The 19,309-nt window shown below is 64.4% G+C and carries 15 protein-coding genes; 6 read left to right on the top strand and 9 right to left on the bottom strand.

The window, feature by feature from the left end:
• Positions 1–2: 2 nt before the first annotated feature.
• Positions 3–953 (bottom strand): sugar-binding protein, encoded by a 951-nt coding sequence (locus tag ACQY4Y_RS05220; protein WP_428489492.1) that lies wholly within the window; start codon positions 951–953, stop codon positions 3–5.
• Between the two features lie 143 nt (positions 954–1,096).
• On the opposite strand from ACQY4Y_RS05220, the gene ACQY4Y_RS05215 reads away from it, so the two are divergent.
• Both ACQY4Y_RS05215 and ACQY4Y_RS05210 read left to right on the top strand, forming a co-directional pair.
• Positions 1,097–2,341, top strand: coding sequence for an LLM class flavin-dependent oxidoreductase (locus tag ACQY4Y_RS05215; protein WP_428489491.1), 1,245 nt, complete (start codon positions 1,097–1,099; stop codon positions 2,339–2,341).
• Between the two features lie 697 nt (positions 2,342–3,038).
• Positions 3,039–4,238: an ImmA/IrrE family metallo-endopeptidase gene (locus ACQY4Y_RS05210; RefSeq protein WP_428489490.1), complete on the top strand. Its 1,200-nt coding sequence runs from the start codon at positions 3,039–3,041 to the stop codon at positions 4,236–4,238.
• A 152-nt stretch (positions 4,239–4,390) separates the two neighbouring features.
• Here the strand turns inward: ACQY4Y_RS05210 and pgi are convergent, their stop codons facing one another.
• The 3 genes from pgi to ACQY4Y_RS05195 are packed head-to-tail and all read right to left on the bottom strand — an operon-like array spanning position 4,391 to position 8,461.
• A complete protein-coding gene (gene pgi, locus ACQY4Y_RS05205) occupies positions 4,391–6,019 on the bottom strand; it encodes a glucose-6-phosphate isomerase (protein WP_428489489.1) in 1,629 nt (542 codons plus the stop codon).
• Positions 6,016–7,047 (bottom strand): MBL fold metallo-hydrolase, encoded by a 1,032-nt coding sequence (locus tag ACQY4Y_RS05200; RefSeq protein ID WP_428489488.1) that lies wholly within the window; start codon positions 7,045–7,047, stop codon positions 6,016–6,018. The genes pgi and ACQY4Y_RS05200 overlap by 4 nt, the downstream gene beginning before the upstream one ends.
• A 31-nt stretch (positions 7,048–7,078) precedes the next feature.
• Complete coding sequence (locus ACQY4Y_RS05195; RefSeq protein WP_428489487.1) at positions 7,079–8,461, bottom strand: aspartate aminotransferase family protein; 1,383 nt, start codon at positions 8,459–8,461, stop codon at positions 7,079–7,081.
• Between the two features lie 135 nt (positions 8,462–8,596).
• On the opposite strand from ACQY4Y_RS05195, the gene ACQY4Y_RS05190 reads away from it, so the two are divergent.
• Complete coding sequence (locus tag ACQY4Y_RS05190; protein WP_428489486.1) at positions 8,597–12,175, top strand: hydantoinase B/oxoprolinase family protein; 3,579 nt, start codon at positions 8,597–8,599, stop codon at positions 12,173–12,175.
• Positions 12,176–12,188: 13 nt separating this feature from the next.
• Here ACQY4Y_RS05190 and ACQY4Y_RS05185 read toward each other — a convergent pair whose 3' ends face one another.
• Together ACQY4Y_RS05185 and ACQY4Y_RS05180 are read right to left on the bottom strand one after the other, a co-directional pair.
• Positions 12,189–13,037: a hypothetical protein gene (locus tag ACQY4Y_RS05185; protein ID WP_428489485.1), complete on the bottom strand. Its 849-nt coding sequence runs from the start codon at positions 13,035–13,037 to the stop codon at positions 12,189–12,191.
• 41 nt (positions 13,038–13,078) lie between these two features.
• On the bottom strand, positions 13,079–13,228 hold the full coding sequence (locus tag ACQY4Y_RS05180) for a hypothetical protein (protein ID WP_428489484.1): 150 nt from the start codon (positions 13,226–13,228) through the stop codon (positions 13,079–13,081).
• A 239-nt stretch (positions 13,229–13,467) separates the two neighbouring features.
• On the opposite strand from ACQY4Y_RS05180, the gene ACQY4Y_RS05175 reads away from it, so the two are divergent.
• The 3 genes from ACQY4Y_RS05175 to ACQY4Y_RS05165 all read left to right on the top strand — a co-directional run bounded on the left by ACQY4Y_RS05175 (position 13,468) and on the right by ACQY4Y_RS05165 (position 16,074).
• Positions 13,468–15,189, top strand: a complete 1,722-nt coding sequence (locus ACQY4Y_RS05175; RefSeq protein ID WP_428489483.1) for a glutamine--tRNA ligase/YqeY domain fusion protein — start codon at positions 13,468–13,470, stop codon at positions 15,187–15,189.
• A gap of 142 nt (positions 15,190–15,331) precedes the next feature.
• Positions 15,332–15,682: a helix-turn-helix domain-containing protein gene (locus ACQY4Y_RS05170; RefSeq protein ID WP_428489482.1), complete on the top strand. Its 351-nt coding sequence runs from the start codon at positions 15,332–15,334 to the stop codon at positions 15,680–15,682.
• Positions 15,679–16,074, top strand: a complete 396-nt coding sequence (locus ACQY4Y_RS05165; protein WP_428489481.1) for a type II toxin-antitoxin system VapC family toxin — start codon at positions 15,679–15,681, stop codon at positions 16,072–16,074. The genes ACQY4Y_RS05170 and ACQY4Y_RS05165 overlap by 4 nt, the downstream gene beginning before the upstream one ends.
• A gap of 175 nt (positions 16,075–16,249) precedes the next feature.
• On the opposite strand, the gene ACQY4Y_RS05160 is transcribed toward ACQY4Y_RS05165, so the two are convergent.
• From ACQY4Y_RS05160 to ACQY4Y_RS05150, 3 genes are all read right to left on the bottom strand, one after another.
• The gene (locus ACQY4Y_RS05160; protein WP_428489480.1) at positions 16,250–16,963 is read right to left on the bottom strand and encodes an SDR family oxidoreductase; all 714 of its coding nucleotides are present in this window, start codon (positions 16,961–16,963) and stop codon (positions 16,250–16,252) included.
• A 73-nt stretch (positions 16,964–17,036) separates the two neighbouring features.
• Positions 17,037–18,335 (bottom strand): O-acetylhomoserine aminocarboxypropyltransferase/cysteine synthase family protein, encoded by a 1,299-nt coding sequence (locus ACQY4Y_RS05155; RefSeq protein WP_428489479.1) that lies wholly within the window; start codon positions 18,333–18,335, stop codon positions 17,037–17,039.
• Between the two features lie 192 nt (positions 18,336–18,527).
• Positions 18,528–19,265 (bottom strand): DsbA family oxidoreductase, encoded by a 738-nt coding sequence (locus tag ACQY4Y_RS05150; RefSeq protein WP_428489478.1) that lies wholly within the window; start codon positions 19,263–19,265, stop codon positions 18,528–18,530.
• Between the last annotated feature and the right edge of the window lie 44 nt (positions 19,266–19,309).

Below are 19,309 nucleotides of genomic sequence, written 5' to 3'. Positions count from 1 at the left end.
GCCTACTTCTTCAGTAGTTGCTTCATGAAGCCCTGGAACGCCGCCACGTTGGACTTTTCGATCACCCGGGTCGGGATGATGATCAGTTTATTGGGCGGAATGAATGACCGGTCGCCGTGGATGTATTTGATCATATCGACCATCGACTGGTAACCGAACTGATAGGGCTGCTGCACGATCGTCGCCTGCACGGTGCCGTCGGCGACCCCGCGCAGCGTCTGCGGGTCCTCGTCGAAGCCGACGATCTTGATCTTTCCGGCTTTCCCGGCCTCTTTCACCGCCGAGTAGATCTGCGGCGTGTTGTAGGAATACAGCCCGACCAGGCAATCGAGGCCGCCCTTTGCCAGCGCATCCTGCACGTTGCTCTTTGCCTTGGCAAAATCGACGCCATCAGTGCGGATGTCGACAATCTGGATGTTGCTGCCGGCCAAAACGTCCTTGATTCCCTGCACCCGCTCCCTGGCGTTGTCGGCGTCCATGGTGCCCACGAACATCATCACCTTGCCGCCGCTCGGCAGCGCCTTCTTGATCTGCTCACCCGCCTGCCGCCCTGCCGCCACGTTGTCGGTGCCAATATAGACGACGCGATTGGACTGCGGCGCGTCGCTGTCGGTGGTGAACAGCGCGGCCTTGGCGGCGACCTTGTTGAACTCCTCGGTGGAGTTCTTCGGGTCAATCGCCGAAATCGAGACCCCGGCAACACCCCGAGCCAGCAGATCATCCAGTTCCCGCCGCTGTTCTGCGGCCGTGGCCTGCCCGGTGATCACCACTTGCATGTTGTAATCGGGATGCTCTGACTGGGCTTTCTCTACCCCGCGTTTGGCGATGGTCCAAAAATCCGCCGCCGCGTTGGTGACCAGGGCGAGCTCCTTCTTACCCTGGGCCAAAGCCGGCACCACGGAAAGCACGACGGCCAAAAATCCGGCAAACGCGGTCAAAACAGGCTGTTTCATTTTGTATGTCCTGGACGTTACCACTTCCATCTACCCTAGGGTTCATCGCCGGCCGCTGGCAACCAGCCCCCGGCGCCGAAGGTTGCCGCGCCTGCCTCGGCTTCGTAGTGTTGCCCGCACGACATAACTGGAGACCGCGCAGCATGCCTCGCCTGAACTTCGGCGCCTTCCTCGCACCGCACCACCCGATCGGCGAGCACCCCATGCTGCAGTTCCGCCGCGACCTCGATCTCGTCGAGCACCTCGACAAGCTCGGCTACGACGAATTCTGGTGCGGTGAACACCATTCCAGCGGCTGGGAGATGATCGCCTCACCGGAAATGTTCCTGGCCGCCGCCGGCGAGCGGTCGAAGCGCATCAAGCTCGCGACCGGAGTGGTGTCGCTGCCCTATCACCACCCGTTCAACGTCGCCCAGCGCATCGTGCAACTCGACTACATGACCGGCGGGCGGGTGATCTTCGGTTCCGGCCCCGGCGCGCTCGCTTCCGACGCCCACACCCTTGGCGTCGATCCGATGCTGCTGCGTGATCGCCAGGATGAGGCCATCAGCATCATCCGGCGGCTGTTCAACGGTGAGCGCGTGACCGCGAAAAGTGACTGGTTCACCATGCAGGACGCCGCGCTGCAGCTGCTGCCGTTGCAGGAACAGATGCCGTTCGCCGTTGCCTCGCAGATCAGCCCGTCGGGAATGACCCTGGCGGGCAAGCACGGCATCGGCATCATCTCGATCGGGTCGCTGTCGGAAGAAGGCCTCAATGCCCTTCCGACGCAATGGAGCTTCGCCGAAACCGCCGCCGCCAAACACGGCAAGACGGTGGATCGCAAGAACTGGCGCGTGCTGTTGAGCTGGCACATCGCCGAGACCCGGGAAAAGGCACGCGCCGAGGCCCGCGACGGACTGCTACGTCACCATAACGAATACATCACCGCAACCCTGCAGCGTCCGGGCGCGAAGCCTTTCAAGACCCCCGACGAGGCGGTCGACAAGACCGCGTTCGGCGACAGTGCCGCCGCCACCATCGGCACCCCGGACGACCTGGTGCAACGGATCAAGGAGGTGTTGGCGGTCAGCGGCGGCTTCGGCACCGTCGTCGGCTTCGTCCACGACTGGGCCAACCCGGAAAACACCATGCGGAGCTGGGACATGGTGGCGCGCTACGTGATCCCCGAGATCAACGGCTACCTCGCCGGGCTGCGCCAGTCGCGCGAATTCGTCGCCAACAACCGCGAATACTTCGACCGTGCCAAGGAAGCGGTGATGAGCAAGATCAAGGAGAACGAAGCCGCCGCCGCCGCCCTTGCGGTCACCCGGTCGTCAATGCTCAGCGCATCAGCCAGCAACGTCCCGGACCTGGACGCTGCGCGTGCCAAGGCGGCTTCGCGCTAGTACCTGTGTATGGCTCCGGGCAAGGTTTCCTTTGCCCAGCAAACCGGATGTAGCGCACGTCGCGGGGGCTACCTCCGACTCTTGGCCGACCTACCCGAAGCATAGTTGTTGTAGGACCTACGTTCGATGTGAGATATCCGGCCCAGTCGGTCGTAGAGAAAAGACTCAAACCTGGAGCGCCTTCGCTGACACTCTGTGCAACCAGATGATTGCCGAGTCCCGGTCCGCGGGCGATGATTCTGAGAGATGACACGGCCTCCCCAAATAACGCCACGCGCCGACCTAACAGAAACGGAAATAGATGCTGCGTACTATGTCGGAAGTGGGGAGCATAAAACCAAAAGGTGGTGGGGAGGTCTTCCGGGAGCATTTATCGGGAAAGACGGAATCGCGCACCGCCCGGGCAAGCAACTGACCACGTCCTGCCCGAGGACGACCGAGGAGCAGCGGGAGGAGGCTTCGGGTTGGGTTCGCCAGGCGCTGGCCGCGGGGCAATTTCGCCTCTACGAGGGAGATGGAACGTATCCCAAGCACCTGTGGTATAGGGACGGGGACGGCCAATACTGGTTCGGCTTTGCGGTCAACCAGCACTTGGGCAGCTATAAGGGCTGGCCCATCGACCAAGAGGAGAAGCGTGCGACATTCGATCGCCTGGTGTGATGGTGCTTCCAACGCTGCGCCGGAGGAGCAAGCAACGGTGGCCGACCTGCAGCTGTTCGTCGCGGGTTTGAACATCACGCAGCATCTCGACGCTGGTAGCGTGGGCGACCGCGTCACGGTCTCGCTTTATGGTCTGGCTCATGGGCTCGCACACGACTGGTGGACGATCTTCGGAGTCCGGGACCAGGAAATTTCTCTTGCCCGCTATCGCACCGGATATCTTTTACCTGATTTGCGCTTCGGCTTTGACGGCGCGGCTTTCGAGATACAGGCGCATCAGCGCGTCTACGAGCAACCAGACGTGCGTTTCTGGGCCGGACCGAGCGAGGTGCTTTCTCGCGATGACGGCGAAGCCTGGCTCTCTGGCCTGATAGATGAAGTGCTACTGCGCCTGCGGCAGCGCGGCATGCCGGCGACGAGCGCGGCTCTTCGCTGGCAGCGGGTCATGGCATCGCGGCGTTCGGAGGAGGCGGTCTTTTGCGAGGCTGCGGGATCGCTCGGCATCGACCCATACCAAATAGACGATGCCACGGCCACATTCATCGAGAAGTCCGAGACGCTGTTCCGCCGTGAGGCGCTTGTCGAGTTTGTGTCAGGGGCGGGCGATGTCGACCGGCGGCGACTTCTCGAGTGGGTCGAGAAGATGGCTAGGAATAGAGGGTTCCAATATCGATTAGCCAATCTCCGACCCATCGTGGACCAGACTGTCAGAGATCAACCGCACAGGCCGAATGAGAAGCCTTGGGCGGCCGGTTATCGCCTGGCCCATGGCATTCGGCAGCAACTAAACCTTGGACAGAACGGTCGATTCAAGTCCTTCAAAGATCTCGCGATCCGTCTCGGCGCCTCCAAAAACTACAACCTGGCTCCCCAGGTTGACGGGATACGTGCATTGCGTCGAGATCGAGAGGACGGGCTACACGTGCACCTTCGCAATCACGGCGACACTCAGGAAGCCGCCTCTGCGCACCTCTTCGCTTTCGCAAGGGCGGTCGGGGATGCCGCGTGCTTTCCGGAACCGCAACTGGGACCCGTCACCGAACTACGTTCAGCCTACCGGCAAGCGGCAGGCCGGGCATTCGCCGCTGAGTTCTTAGCTCCCTCCGACGAAATTGAGGCGATGAGGGCGGAAAGACGGGACGTGGTCACGATTGCCAACGAATTCGCCGTCTCGCAGCAGGTGATCGAGAACCAGATCATGAACCGAAAGCGGATCGTGGCCGCGCTGGCAGGGTAACCGTGGCATCTATCTCGATTGGGATGTCGATGTCGCTTACCGGTTGGCCTCATTCCGCTCAAGGAACCAAACAGGGCCGCGTGCCGCATGCCAAGGGGTCCGGTTCGTATGTCCACATCGTTTTTATCACGTAGTCTCGCTTAATTCCCAACTCACCTTACCCACCTATGCCGCCGATATCGGTTGATCAGCGCGTTGGTGGAAGCATCATGCGACAGCTTCGGCTCCGCGCCGCGATCCAATTCCGGAATAATCCGGCTGGCCAACACCTTGCCCAACTCCACACCCCATTGGTCATAGCTGTCGATCCCCCAGATCGCCCCTTGGGTGAACACGCTGTGCTCATACAACGCCACCAGGCTCCCCAGCGTCGCCGGATCGAGCCGCTCGGCCAGGATCATATTGGTCGGCCGATTGCCCTCGGTAACGCGGAATGGAGTCTGGAAATCCGGCGAGCCCTCAGCCTTCAATTCCTGCTCGGTTTTGCCAAACCCCAACGCCTCAGCCTGGGCAAACAAATTTGCCATCAGCAGATCATGCTGCTCCGCTAACGGACTCAACGGCTTGCAAAATCCGATCATGTCGCAAGGCACCAGCTTGGTGCCCTGGTGCAGCAGTTGATAGAACGAATGCTGGCCATCAGTGCCCGGCTCGCCCCAGATGATCGGACCGGTCTGGTAATCAACGACGCCCCCGTCGAAATCCACGTGCTTGCCGTTGCTCTCCATCTGCAACTGCTGCAGATACGCCGGAAAGCGCGCCAGATGCGCCGAGTACGGCATCACCCCGATGGTCTGAGCACCGAAGAAATTGTTGTACCAGACTGTCAGCAGACCCAGCACCATGGGCAGGTTCCGCGCTGCGGGGGCCGTGCGGAAATGCTCGTCCATCGCATGGAAGCCACCCAGCATGGCGCGGAAATTATCAGCCCCGATCGCGATCATGGTGGACAGTCCAATGGCGCTGTCCATCGAGTAACGCCCGCCCACCCAGTCCCAGAAGCCGAACGTATTGGCCGGGTCGATCCCGAACTTCGTCACCCCGTCGATATTGGTGGACACCGCGGCGAAGTGCTTGGCAACCGCCGCGTCGGACCCCAGCTTGCCCACCAGCCACGCACGCGCCGTCGCGGCGTTGGTCATCGTCTCCAACGTAGTGAAGGTCTTGGAGGAAACGATGAACAACGTCTCCTCCGCGTTCAGGTCCAGCGTCGCCTCAGTGAAATCCCCACCATCGACATTGGCAACAAAGCGAAACGTCATCGCCCGTTCACTGAACGGGCGCAGCGCGCGATACGCCATTTCCGGGCCCAAATACGACCCGCCGATGCCGATGTTGACCACGTTGCGGATGCGCTTGCCGGTGTGCCCGGTGAACCCGCCGCTGCGCAGCCGGGACGCGAAATCGGCCATCGCGTCCAGCACCTTGTGCACGTCGGGCACGACGTCCACGCCATCGACCGCGATGCGGCTGTCGCGCGGCGCCCGTAACGCCACGTGCAGCACCGCTCGGCGTTCCGTGGCGTTGATCTTCTCGCCGGCAAACATCGCATCGCGCCGTTTCGCCACGCCGCGTTCTTCCGCCAGTTGCAGCAGCAACCGAAGCGTTTCGTCAGTGATGCGGTTCTTCGAGTAATCCAGAAACAAGCCCCCGCCTTCCGCGGAAAACCGCTCGGCTCGGCCAGGATCGTCGGCGAACAGCTTGCGCAGATGCACATCCTTGATCTGCGCATGATGCGACGACAGTGCCTTCCAGGCCGGCGTAGCGGTAAGAGCGGTCATCGGTCTTCTCCTCTGTTCACGCCATTCTCGCTTCGACATAGGCGGTCGACGCCATCAGGTCGATGCCCGCCGAGTTCGAACACCGCCGTTTCGCCAAACCCCAGCGTCCCAAACCTGTCTACCTCGAACTCCCGACACGCTTCCTGCAACCCGTGCAGCGGTGCGTCGATCGCCTCATCGGTCAACTGGAACGTGCCGAAATGCGTCCCCACCGACCGCACGGCGCCCAATGCCAAATGCGCCTGCACCGCTTCCATCGGGTTCATGTGCACCGCCGCCATGAACCACCGAGGCTCATACGCCCCGATCGGCAGCAGCGCGACATCGGGTGCCCCCAGCCGCGCCCTGATCTCGCCCCAGTGCGGCCCCGCTGCGGAATCCCCCGCGAACAACACCGTCCCCGCCGCACCGCCCAGCATGAAGCCGCCCCACAAAGCGCGATTGCGATCGAACGGCGTGCGCGCCGAGAAATGCCGAGCCGGAGTCGCGGTGATGCGCAGCGGCCCTACTGAAATCGCCTGCCACCAATCCAACTCGGTGGCGACGATCCCTAAGCCTGCCAGCTCCCGCGCATTGCCCAGCATGGTGACGAACTGCGGCGCATGGCGCGCCTGCAGCGCACGCAGCGTCGGAAAATCCATATGGTCGTAATGATTGTGCGACAACAGCACGACATCCGGCCGTGGCAGATCAGCCAGCGCCAAACCCGGTCGCCGAACACGCCTCGGTCCCGCCCAGGAAACCGGGGAGCAACGCTCGCTGAAGATCGGATCGGTCAGCACCACCCCATCAGGCAGGCGGATCAGGAAGCTGGCATGATTGATGAAGGTGATCGCAACACTGCCCGGGTCCACTGCACGCGGCGGTGGCGCCGCCACCGGATCGAAAACCTCCGCCGGCCAGGCGACCCGCCCACCGCGCAACCGCCACCGCAGCACCTGCATCAATCCTCGTGTCGACCGGTTCGATCCCGGATTGAAGAAGCGCCGCCCATCGCAATGATCGGACAGCGGAAAGCGTTGCCGCATCACCGGCCACCATCGGCCAGCAGCAAGACCCCTACCGGATCGCCCCCTCCCGCTTCAACGCCCGCACCGTCGCGCGGAACGCATCGACAGTGATCGCCATCTCCTCCTCCCCATGCATCGCCGAGATCGTCCCCGACGGCCCGGAGTTCATATCGACGCCGTTTACCAGCAACCCCATCCGAACCTGCCCGGTCACGCCCTCACCCCTGGGCTTGTCGATCATCTTCTGAATGAACCCAGCCGCATCGAACCCGCTCGGCACGATGTCGGCGGCTTCCGGGTTGGTATAGATATGCATCCCGGAGTACGACCCGTGCACCGCCCATTTCACCGCTTCCTCTTCCAGCACTTCATTCATCTTCGCCCGCACCTCGGTGCCATAGGCGTTCGCCCGGGCACAGGCATCGGTGCCGGCCAGGATCTCCAGGGTCGCGATCCCCGCGGCCGCCGACACTGGGTTGGCATTGAACGTCCCCAGGTGCGCGATCTTCTCCACCCCCGCCGCCTTGCTAACCTTGAAGTCCAGCCGGTCGAGGATGTCCTTCCGCCCCACCACCGCCCCGCCCGGCAACCCGCCGGACAGGATTTTTGCCAATGTCGTCATGTCGGGCGTGATTCCCGTCACCGCCTGCACGCCGCCCGGCGAGACCCGGAACCCGGTCACCACCTCGTCGAAAATCAACACCGTGCCAGCCTGCCGCGTCAGCTCCCGAAGCACCGTCAAGAATGACGGCAGGATCGGCATCTTGCCGAAATTCGCACCCGTCGGCTCCAGGATCACCGCCGCGATGTCCTTGTGGTCGTTGAAAATCCGCGTGATCCCAGCGACATCGTTGGCGTCGCACAGCAGCACGTTGTCGGCCACGCCCTGGATCACGCCGCTGGTCGCCGACCCGTCGAAATGATTGGTGTAGCCGCTGGTCATGTGGTCGTGCCAGCCATGGAAATGCCCACGGAACCGCACCAGCTTCGACCGTCCGGTATAGGCCCGGGCCAGCCGCAACGCGATCAAGGTCGCCTCGGTGCCGGACGAGGTGAAGCGGACCCGTTCCGCCGACGGAACCATTTGGGTGACCAGTTCCGCCCAGCGCACCTCCAACTCGTGACAGGCCCCGAAATGCGTGCCGCGTTCCAACGCCGCGTGTACCGCCGCCATCACCGCCGGGTGGTTGTGCCCCAGGATCAGCGCGCCATGGCCGCCGAAATAGTCCACGTATTTGTTGTTATCGACATCCCACTTCACCGGCCCCAGCGCCCGCTGGACATACAGCGGATACGGATCGAAATGCCGGCTGTCGTGCGCCAGCCCGCTCGGCATCACCTCGCGTGCCTTCGCGGCCAGCGCGGCTGACCCCGGGGTCAGTGCCTCATAGATCGCGGTCAGAGTGGCATTCGGCAACGTGCTGGCGGACATGAACCATCCTTCTGGCTTCGATGCCGCCCTGTATAGCGCCACGCCGCAAGCCATGCACCAATCCCGCCCCCGGGGGTTGCCTCGGGCGTCGCAAATCTGCCCTCATGCCCCCCTATCAACCGGCAGGATACGCTGATGTGGCAATTCTGGATCGACCGCGGCGGCACCTTCACCGATATCGTCGCGCGCGATCCGAACGGCGCGCTGTCCACCCACAAACTTCTGTCGGAAAACCCCGAACGGTACCGGGACGCCGCCATCGCCGGTATCAAGACGATCCTCGGCATCGCCCCGGATGCGCCGATCCCCGACGGCCTGATCGAGGCGGTCAAGATGGGCACCACCGTCGCCACCAACGCTTTGCTGGAGCGTAAGGGCGACCGCACCCTGTTGCTGGTGAACACCGGTTTCGCTGACGCCCTGCGCATCGGCAACCAGGCCCGCCCCCGCCTGTTCGACCTGGACATCACCCTGCCCACGATGCTGTACGAACGCGTCGAGGAAATCGCCGGCCGCGTCGGCGTGGACGGCGCCGAGATCGAACCGCTCGACGAACCCCTGGCCCGCGACATCCTGAAAAAAGCCCGCGCCGACGGCATCGAAGCCTGCGCCATCGTGCTGATGCACGCCTGGAAATACCCCGCGCACGAACAGCGCCTCGCCGAACTCGCGCGCAAGGCCGGCTTCACCCAGGTATCCGCGAGCCACGCCGTCAGTCCGCTGCTGCGGCTGGTGCCACGCGGCGATACCACGGTGGTGGACGCCTATCTGTCGCCCATTCTGCGCCGCTACGTCGATCAGGTCGCCACACAGTTGCCCGGAACCAGCGTCTATTTCATGCAATCCAACGGCGGCCTGACCGCGTCGGAAACCTTCCAGGGCAAGGACGCGATTCTCTCCGGCCCGGCCGGCGGCATCGTCGGCGCCGCCCGCACCGCCGGCATCGCCGGACTGGACCAGATCATCGGCTTCGACATGGGCGGCACCTCCACCGATGTCGCGCTCTATGCCGGCACGTTCGAACGTGCGTTCGAGACCGCGGTCGCCGGCGTGCGGATGCGCGCCCCGATGATGGCGATCAACACCGTCGCCGCCGGTGGCGGGTCCATCCTGCATTTCGACGGCGCGCGGATGCGCGTCGGTCCCGATTCCGCCGGCGCCAACCCAGGGCCGGCCTGCTACCGCCGCGGCGGCCCACTCACGGTCACCGACGCCAACGTCTGTGTCGGCAAGATTCAGCCGGCGCACTTCCCGCCGATCTTCGGCCCGCGCGCCGACCAGCCACTCGACGCCGAAATCGTGCAAACCAAATTCGCCGGCCTGGCCGAACAGATCGGCGGCGGCCGCACACCGCAACAGGTCGCCGAGGGCTTCCTGCGAATCGCCGTCGCCAACATGGCCAACGCCATCAAGCAGGTCTCGGTACAGAAAGGTCACGACGTATCCCGCTTCGCGCTGCAATGCTTCGGCGGCGCCGGCGGCCAGCACGCCTGCCTCGTCGCCGACGCCCTGGGGATGGAAACCGTCTTCATCCACCCCTACGCCGGAGTCTTATCCGCCTACGGCATGGGGTTGGCCGATCAGACCGCGATGAAGCAACAGGCAATCGAAATTCCGCTCGGAATCGAAACAATCCCCCAACTCGAAGCCCTCGCCGCCAAACTCGCCGCCGACGCGACCGCCACCCTGCGGGCCCAGGGCGCCAACCCTGCTGATGTGACCACCGCGAAAACCCTGCACCTGCGCTACGCCGGAACCGAAGCGGCGCTGATCGTCGCCTTGACCGACCTGGAAACCATCCTGGCCGCTTTCACCGCCGCGCACCGCGCCCGCTTCGGCTTCGCCACCCCTGATCGTCCGATCGTTGCGGAGACCGTCGCCGCCGAGGCCACCCTGCCCGGCACCGTCGCCGAGGACGTCACGCTGCCCGCGCGCGAAACCGGTGCCCCCGAAGCCATCGACCACGTCACCATCTTCACCGGCAACGGCGCGCTGCAAGCCCCGGTCCTGGAGCGCACATCGCTGCTCGCCGGCGACCACATCGCCGGCCCGGCGCTGGTCCGCGAGGCCAACGCCACCACCGTCATCGAACCCGGCTGGACCGCCGAGGTCACCGCGCTCGACCACATGATCCTGCGCCGCACCGAGGCATTGCCCAGCCGCGTGCCGGCGGACAGCGAGCGTCCCGATCCGGTGTTGCTCGAACTGTTCAACAACCTGTTCATGAACGTCGCCGAACAGACCGGCGCGGTGCTGCAGAACACCTCCATGAGCGTCAACATCAAGGAACGCCTGGATTTTTCCTGCGCCATCTTCGACGCCGACGGCAACCTGGTGGCCAACGCGCCGCACGTCCCGGTGCATCTCGGCGCCATGGGCGAGAGCGTCCGCACCGTGCTCGACCATCGCCGCAACAGCCTAAAGCCGGGCGACGTGGTGGCACTGAACAACCCGTTCAACGGGGGCACCCATCTGCCCGACATCACCGTCATCACCCCGGTGTTCGACCAAGCCGGCAACGACATCCTGTTTTTCGTCGGCAGCCGCGGCCATCATGCCGATGTCGGCGGCATCACACCCGGCTCGACGCCGCCGATGTCGCGCACGCTGGAAGAAGAAGGCGTGGTGATCGACGATTTCCTGCTGGTCGATGGCGGCCATTTCCGTGAATCGGAGTTCCGCGACCTTTTGGCCGGTGCCAAATACCCCGCCCGCAGCCCCGACGTGAACGTCGCCGACATCAAGGCCCAGGTCGCCGCCAACGAAAAAGGCGTGCAGGAACTCGCCCGCGTCGTCGCGCAGTTCGGCTGGCCCGTGGTCAGCGCGTATATGCGCCACGTCATGGACAACGCCGAACAATCCGTCCGCCGCGTCATCGAACGGCTCGGCTCCGGTCGTTTCGACTACAAGATGGACAACGGCCGGGCATTGTGCGTCTCGATCAGCGTCGATCGCGAATCACGCAGCGCCGTCGTCGACTTCACCGGCACCGGCGCGCAGCACGAGGGCAATTTCAACTCCCCGCCCGCGGTCACCCGGGCGGCTGTGTTGTATGTCTTCCGTTGCCTGGTCGGCGACGACATTCCGCTCAATGACGGCTGCCTGAAGCCGCTGACCTTGGTCATTCCGCCCGGAACGTTCCTTTCCCCGCACCCTGGCGCCGCCGTCGTCGCCGGCAACACCGAGGTCTCCCAGGCCACCTGCAACGCCATCTTCGGCGCGCTCGGCGTCATCGCCTGCTCGCAGGCGACGATGAACAACTTCCTGTTCGGCGACGCCACCCGTCAGTACTATGAGACGATCTGCGGCGGCACCGGCGCCGGGCCGGGCTTCGACGGCACCTCGGCCATCCAGACCCACATGACCAATACCCGGATGACCGATCCGGAAATCCTCGAACTGCGCTACCCGGTGCGCCAGGAATTGTTCGCTATCCGCAAAGGTTCGGGCGGTGCCGGCAAGTGGCGCGGCGGGGACGGAGCGGTGCGCCGCATCCGTTTCCTGCAGCCGATGACCGCCGTCATCGTCTCCTCCCGCCGCGAGGTCGCCCCGTTCGGCCTGCAAGGCGGCGACGACGCCCTGCCAGGCCTGCAATGGGTGGAGCGGGCCGACGGCACAAGCCTGTCGCTGACCGGAACCGACAGCGCCGAACTGGGCCCCGGCGACGTCTTCGTCATCCAGACACCGGGCGGCGGAGGCTATGGTCAGGCCTGAGCGCGGATCCGGCTCAAAACGGAAATCCGAAGTTGATGTGATACACTTTCAGGCCGCCGCCAAAGACGATCCCGGCACCGATCCGGGGATTGGTCAGCGACAACAGCTTGAACGGCTCCGCGCCGCCGATCGAGAAGCCAATCTCGTTCTGATTGTCGATCCGCAGCGGCGTGTGCAGATACCGAGAAAACACCAGCGGTGCCGGATAGTAGTACTCCGCGACAAAGATCCCAACATCGGGTGTCCAATGGCCGATCCGAAAGCCCAGCGGGCGACGCACCTCGCCGGCGACCTGCAACGAAACATAATGCTCGGCAAATCCCGAACCGGTAGTCGTATCGCCGGCGTAGATCGCTGCATTGCCAAGCGAAAGAGTGTAGTCGCCGACTCGCCATTGCGCGACCGAGCGGGCACCGGCCAGATAGACCCAGGCGTTGGGATTTGCACTGCCGGTGCCGAACGCGTGTCCCACACCGCCTTGGGCGAATGGCTTGACCACCAACCAGTCATTGATCGGGATTTGCAGCTCAGCGCCCGGCACCGCGGTCAGAGACTGCTGCGAGACCGAGATCCTCTGGCCCGCCACCGTGGCTTTGAAGTCATAGAGCCCGACCTCGATCGGCATCAGCAGCCTGAGTTTCCATCCATCGCCAGGACCGGCCGGCAATTCAAAGGACAGCGGCAGCGTGTAGACATCGGCCGAAAGACCGCCGAGCGAATATCCGCCGAAGCCAAGCGAGGCGGCATAGACATAGTTGATGTTGACCGTGGTGTTCTGCGGCGCCGGCGGCTGAGCACGCGCGGTTGCGGCCGGCAGCAAGGCCGTCAGCACGGCAACGCCCCGCCCGAACCAGGGGGGCATGATGACGGGCCAAAGCTTTGGCACGCTGGGTCGCGCTGCGGCTAATGTGTCATGGCTGTCCGCGCATTCGGCGTTTCGGCAGCGGCCCGCATCTGCAAAAACAGCAATGCAAGCGCCAGCAAGGCTATCGTCGTGAATCTCGTTCCGCCTGCCAACGCAGCCAGCGATCGCACCAGTGATTGATAGGCCATTATTTATTTCCCCAAATCAACCTTGGTCTGAGCCAGCCACTAGGATGACCGTACAGGATAAACCCAAGAAGCGAGGCCCAGTCTGAACGTAATGATACTAGCAGACGCCCGACAGGGTGCCAAACCCGAGGCAGTCCCCATCGTCATCCGGAACCCCGTCTGAACAGTCGCCAAAGCCACACCATTTGTATAGTGAAAGCCATGCGCCCTCTCGGCGCAGGCATTCTGGAACCGGAGGCATGGTGGCAAGCGAGACAGCAACGGGCGAAAAGGTAACCGGCGATTCCGCCGCCGCCGAGGCCGGACGCGACTTCATCCGCGACATCGTGCAGGCCGACCTCGACGCCGGACGCGCCACCGCTGTGGTCACCCGCTTCCCCCCCGAACCAAACGGCTTCCTGCACCTCGGACACGCCAAGTCGATCTGCCTGAACTTCGGCATCGCCCGCGACTTCGCCGGCCAGTGCCATCTGCGCTTCGACGACACCAACCCGATCAAGGAGGAACAGCTCTTCATCGACGCCATCCAGCGCGACGTCCGCTGGCTGGGCTTCGACTGGGGCGAGCATCTGTACTACGCCTCGGATTATTTCGAGCAACTCTACGCCTGGGCCGAACACTTGATCCGCAACGGCCTCGCCTATGTCGACGACACACCGCCGGAAGCGATGCGCTCGCAGCGCGGCACGCTGACCGAACCCGGCCAGAACAGCCCCGATCGCTACCGGTCGGTCGATGAAAACCTCGATCTGTTCCGCCGCATGCGCGCCGGCGAGTTCGCCAACGGCGCCCGCGTGCTGCGAGCCAAGATCGACATGGCCTCGGGCAACATGAACCTGCGCGATCCGGTGTTGTATCGCATCCTGCACACCCCCCATCCACGCACCGGTGACGCCTGGTCGATCTACCCCACCTACGACTTCGCCCACGGCCAGTCCGACGCCATCGAGCATATCACCCACAGTGTCTGCACTCTGGAGTTCGAGGATCACCGCCCGCTGTACGACTGGCTGATCGAAAACCTGCCCGTCCCGTCCCGTCCCCGGCAATACGAGTTCGCTCGGTTGAACGTCAGCTACACCGTGCTGTCCAAGCGCCACCTCACCCGGCTGGTCAACGACCGGCATGTCACCGGCTGGGACGATCCGCGTATGCCGACACTGGCTGGCATGCGCCGGCGCGGCGTGCCGGCCGCCGCGTTGCGCGAATTCATCCGCCGCGTCGGCGTCGCCCGCGCCTACAGCACGGTCGACGTCGCGATGCTGGATTCGGCGATCCGCGACACCCTCAACCCGCTGGCGTCGAGGCGCATGGCGGTGCTGCGCCCGCTGAAGCTGATCATCGACAACTACCCCGAAGGCCAGACCGAGACGCTGCAGGCCCGCAACCATCCCGACAACCCCGACGCCGGCTCGCGGCTGCTCACCTTCGGGCGCGAGCTCTACGTCGAGCAGGACGACTTCATGGAAAACCCACCGAAGAAGTTCTACCGGCTGTCTCCCGGCAAGGAAGTCCGTCTGCGCTACGGCTACTTCGTCACCTGCCGCGAGGTGGTGAAAGACAGCACCGGGACCGTCACCGCCCTGCGCTGCACCTACGATCCAGCATCAAAGGGCGGCAACGCCCCCGATGGCCGCAAGGTCCAGGCCACTTTGCACTGGGTCGCCGCCGCCGACGCGGCGCCAGCAGAGGTCCGTCTCTACGCGCACCTGTTCAACCGCCCCGACCCCGGCGCCGACGGCGACGCGCTGGCCGACCTGAACCCGGACTCGTTGCAACTACTGACCGGCTGTCTTGTGGAACCCACTTTGCTACAGGCCCCAATGGGCGAGGCAGTGCAGTTCGAGCGCACCGGCTATTTCGCCCTCGATCCAGGCTCTCAGCCCGGCCGCCCGGTGTTCAACCGCACGGTGGGCCTGCGCGACACTTGGGCCAGGGTGCAAGCCGCGGTGAGCAGCTGACCCGTGGGCCGCCGCCTTCCAGTCCAGCATCCCGAGACCGACAACTTCGTTGGCTCCAGCCGGAATCAGGCCCCATCCGCCTGAGCGAAAGCGGTCAATAAGACCGCTTGAGCGAAAGCAATCAGTCAGATATCTTTCGATCATGGAAATCAAGCCAGAGCAAATCCGCGCCGCTCGTGCCCTCCTACGTCTCGAGCAGTCGGAGCTTGCGCGTCGCGCCGGCCTTTCGGTTGTCACCATTCGCCGCGTTGAGGGCGCTGAAGGGCGCGGACGTGCGGCGGCGCCGACCCTCGCGAGTATCCACGCGGCACTGGAGCTGGCCGGGGTGGAGTTTATCCCGGACGGCGTCCGCAAGCGCCCGGTTGTCCGTGATGACGCGCAAGCGCTCTACGACGACCTTCGAGCCATCAGCCTGCAAAGCGCAGAGCAGCTGATGGGCGGCGAATTACTGTCGGACGCTGATCTTTACGATGGCAACGGACTGCCGGGGTGATCGTCATCGATAGTTCCGCGCTGATCGCCGTCTTGCGCCGCGAGCCCGAAGCTGACGGATTTCTCAAGATCATCGCCGCGGCGAGAGGTTGCTTGCTGTCTGCAGTCAGCCTGCTCGAGACTAGCATGGTGCTGGCCGGCCGCACCGGCGACACCTCAGCCTGGACTGGACTCGATGCGTTGATCGCGCGGGCTGGAATGCTGGTAGTGCCGCATGACGCCGAGCTCGCGGCCGAGGCCAGGACTGCCTTTCTGCGCTACGGCAAAGGCCGTCACGCCGCAGCCCTCAACCTTGGCGACTGCGCGTCCTACGCCCTGGCCAAGAGCCGAGGTCTTCGGCTGCTGTTTAAGGGGAGTGACTTTCCCGCAACCGACGTGGACGGAGCTGTTTGAAACACATTACCGTGCCGACGTTTTTCGTTTTCTTAAAAAAACGGCGTTACAACTCGTGTTTCCATCACTCCAACTCATACCTCGGACCCTACGGGAGCCCTAACTTAGCAAACAAATCTCTATCGGCAGTGACCTTTGCAGCTTTGTCCTTGTTCTGGGGATAACCCCACCCCGCTCACTCCGGGTAGATCATCTTCCGGGTCACGCCGCCGTCCACCACAAACTCCGCCCCGGTGATGAACCCGCTCTCCGGCCCGACCAGGAACGCGACCAGGCCGGCGATATCATCCGGCCGCCCCACCCGTCCGGTCGGATGAAACGCATGCTCCGCCGCGGTCGGCTCCGGCCCCTTGGTCAGGATCCAGCCCGGGCTGATGCAGTTGACCCGGACCTCCGGCCCAAGGCTGATCGCCAGCGCGTGCGTCAAGGCAACCAGGCCGCCCTTCGAAGCCGAATAGCACTCGGTATCCGGCTCCGACATGCGCGCCCGCGAGGATGCGATCGTCACCACTGCGCCGTGGACCGAGCGCAACAGTGCCGCGGCCCCGCGCACCAGCAGGAATGCGCTGGTCAGGTTGGTGGTCAGCACCGATGACCACTCGCCCAGCGTCAGCTCGGCGATCGGCTTGCGGATCATAAATCCGGCGTTGCAAATCAGCCCATCCAGCCGCTGTTCCGTCACCGCGACGGATTGTAGCAACGACGCAACCGCCGCCTCGTCGCCGACATCGCAGACCACGTAACGCCCGCCGGATGGCGCCCCGCCCGCGGGATCACGATCCGCCACCACAACGCGCCAACCGTCGCCGGCCAACCGCGCCGCGATGCCGGCGCCGATCCCCTGCGCACCGCCCGACACCAGCGCCACCCGAGAATACGGTCCGGCCATTCTTGAACTCCAGCCCGGAGTGAACCCGCCGCTGGGCCGCCGGTTCAATCCGCCGCCCGGTCAGCCCCCCAGGTCACCCGCGCGCCGCGTCGAGCGCCTGCGACAGATCGGCCAGGATGTCGTCGATATGCTCCAGCCCGATCGACAACCGCACATAGCCCGGCGTGGCGCCGGTCGCCATCAGCTCGGATTCGGTCAACTGCGAGTGCGTGGTGCTTGCCGGATGGATCGCCAGGCTGCGCGCATCGCCGATGTTCGCGACGTGATAAAACATCCGCAGCGCATCGATGAACCGGCGGCCGGCGTCGGCGCCCCCCGCCATTTCGAACCCCATCAGGCCGCCATGACCGTTCGGCAGGTATTTCGCGGTCCGCTCCGCACCAATCCCCTTGTGGTGCGCCGGGTGGATAACCCGGGTCACGTCCTTGCGCCCGGCCAGGAAGTTGGCGACCGCCAGCGCATTGCGGCTGTGCTCCCGCATCCGCAGCGGCAGGGTCTCGATCCCCTGAATGAACAAGAATGCGTTCATCGGTGCCATCGCCGCACCCAGGTCGCGCAACAGCGTCACCCGCATCTTCAGAATGTAGGCGATCGGGCCCAGCGGCTTGGCGGCCTGCGACCAGACCGCGCCATGATAGGACGGATCGGGGGTGTTCATCGCCGGTTGCCGAACCGGGTTGGCCTCCCAGTCGAAATTGCCGCCATCGATGATGATGCCGCCGATCGAGGTGCCGTGGCCGCCGATATACTTGGTGGTGGAATACATCACCACCGCCGCACCGTGATCGAACGGGCGAACCAGCAGCGGCGCCGCGGTGTTGTCCATGATCAGCGGCACACCGAACGACCGCCCGATCGCGGCCACCTCGGCGATCGGAAACGCGATCAGCTTCGGGTTCGGCAGCGTCTCGGCATAATACGCCCGGGTGCGGTCGTCGGTGGCGCGGGCAAAGCCTTCCGGATCGTTCGGATCGACAAACCGCGCCTCGATCCCCTGATCCTTCAGCGTGTTCGCAAACAGGTTCCAGGTGCCCCCGTAAAGGTCGGTGGAGCAGACGAAATTGTCGCCCGCCTTGGCCAGGTTCTGCACCGAGAAGGCCGACGCCGCCTGGCCCGAACCCACCGCCAGCGCCGCCGTCCCGCCTTCGATCGCGGCCAGCCGCTGCTCCAGCACGTCGTTCGTCGGGTTCATGATCCGGGTGTAGATGTTGCCCAGTTGCTGCAGCCCGAACAGCTTGGCCGCGTGTTCGGCGCTGTCGAACTGATACGACGTGGTCTGGTAGATCGGCACCGCGACCGAGTTGGTCGCGCTGTCACGCCGCCAGCCGGCGTGCAGAGCCAGCGTCTCGGGGTGTTTCGGCTGATTGCTCATGGCGCTTGTTTCCTCTGTGGGAAGCGGCCTGCACTATAGTCCACGGGACCCGGTCGTAAACGCCTGAGGCAAGACTGAAAGCTGGCTCAACCGATGCAGCCACGGAGGCGCCCCCGACCGCGTGCCTCGCCTAGTGGCAGACCGCCTCGAAACAGCCACCTCGATGCGATCTAACTTGGAAATAGCCGCGACCTACGCGTGCTGACGGTCCCGTAACAACGCCCGGCCACGGCGCAATGCTTCAGCGATGGTGTCTGCTGGCATCGCACCGGAGAACAAACCGTAGCCATCCAAGAAAAACGAAGGCACCCCCGACACCCCCGCCTCCCGTGCCGCCGCATCCGCCGCCCGCATCTCCGCCCCGGCCACATCGCCCGCCAGAAACGCCGCCGCCCCCGGCAGCGGCAACCCCGCCTGCTCGGCGCAATCCACCAACACCCCCCGCTCGCCGATATCACGCCCCTCGATGAAGTAGGCCCTGAACACCGCCTCCATCGCCGCGTCCTGGTCCCCGTTCTGTCCGGCGAACCAGATCAACCGATGCGCATCGATCGTATTCGGCGTGCGCGTCATCAAGTCGGTGCGGAACCCGAGGCCGACCGACGCCGCCGCTTCGGTGATGCGCTGATCCAGCGCCGCGGCCTTCTCGGTACTGCCGAATTTCCACGCCCGATACGCCGCACGGTCACGCCCCTCCGGCGGCATGTCCGGATTGAGTTGAAACGGATTCCAGTGCACCTGAAAGTTCAACCCCTCCCCAGCCAGCGTTGCCAGCGCGCGCTCCAACTGCCGCTTGCCGACGTAACACCAGGGACAAATCGCATCCGATACGATATCGATCCGCGCCCCGATCGCCGCGGCATCCGCCCGCCCCGTGTCCGTCTCGCCTGCATCGCCGAGTAGCGCGCTGGAAGCTCCGTCATTTGCCATCACCGATCTCCTTTCCCCATACATGGCCCGACGGGGCCGGTTTT

Origin of the sequence: Rhodopila sp. (assembly GCF_965277165.1) — a bacterium.
Classification (GTDB): Bacteria; Pseudomonadota; Alphaproteobacteria; order Acetobacterales; family Acetobacteraceae; genus Rhodopila.
This window is presented reverse-complemented; position numbering and strand designations above follow the sequence as displayed.